The organism is Luteibacter sp. HAY1-4A (assembly GCF_056755355.1).
The window spans coordinates 1-839 of sequence record NZ_JBNDHZ010000110.1; the positions used below are offsets into that span (position 1 = coordinate 1).

Annotated in this window: 1 rRNA gene; it reads left to right on the forward strand. The window is 55.7% G+C overall.

Annotated features, from left to right (window positions below):
- Positions 1–748: ribosomal RNA gene (locus tag ACPYOD_RS19140) — 23S ribosomal RNA — on the forward strand; the annotation flags it as partial.
- Between the last annotated feature and the right edge of the window lie 91 nt (positions 749–839).

The window sequence follows — 839 nt, forward strand, 5'->3', positions numbered from 1 at the left end:
GGAGCCATCCTTGAAATACCACCCTGAAGTGCTTGACGTTCTAACCTAGGTCCGTAATCCGGATCGGGGACCGTGTATGGTGGGTAGTTTGACTGGGGCGGTCTCCTCCCAAAGAGTAACGGAGGAGCACGAAGGTACGCTCAGCGCGGTCGGACATCGCGCACTGTGTGCAAAGGCATAAGCGTGCTTGACTGCGAGATCGACGGATCAAGCAGGTACGAAAGTAGGTCTTAGTGATCCGGTGGTTCTGTATGGAAGGGCCATCGCTCAACGGATAAAAGGTACTCCGGGGATAACAGGCTGATACCGCCCAAGAGTTCATATCGACGGCGGTGTTTGGCACCTCGATGTCGGCTCATCACATCCTGGGGCTGTAGCCGGTCCCAAGGGTATGGCTGTTCGCCATTTAAAGTGGTACGCGAGCTGGGTTCAGAACGTCGTGAGACAGTTCGGTCCCTATCTGTCGTGGGCGTTGGAGATTTGAGGGGGGCTGCTCCTAGTACGAGAGGACCGGAGTGGACGTTCCGCTGGTGTTCGGGTTGTCATGCCCATGGCATTGCCCGGTAGCTACGAACGGAAGTGATAACCGCTGAAAGCATCTAAGCGGGAAGCACGCCCCAAGATGAGATCTCCCGAGAGCTTGACTCTCCTTAAGGCACCATCAAGACTAGGTGGTTGATAGGCGCGGTGTGGAAGTGCAGCAATGCATTGAGCTTACGCGTACTAATGAGCCGTGAGGCTTGACCATATAACCCCAAGACGCTTCACCGTCTTATACTTGTCTTCCGGTTACCCCCGGACGCTTGTCACTCGTTTACACCCTCTGTGGAGCCGGCGCT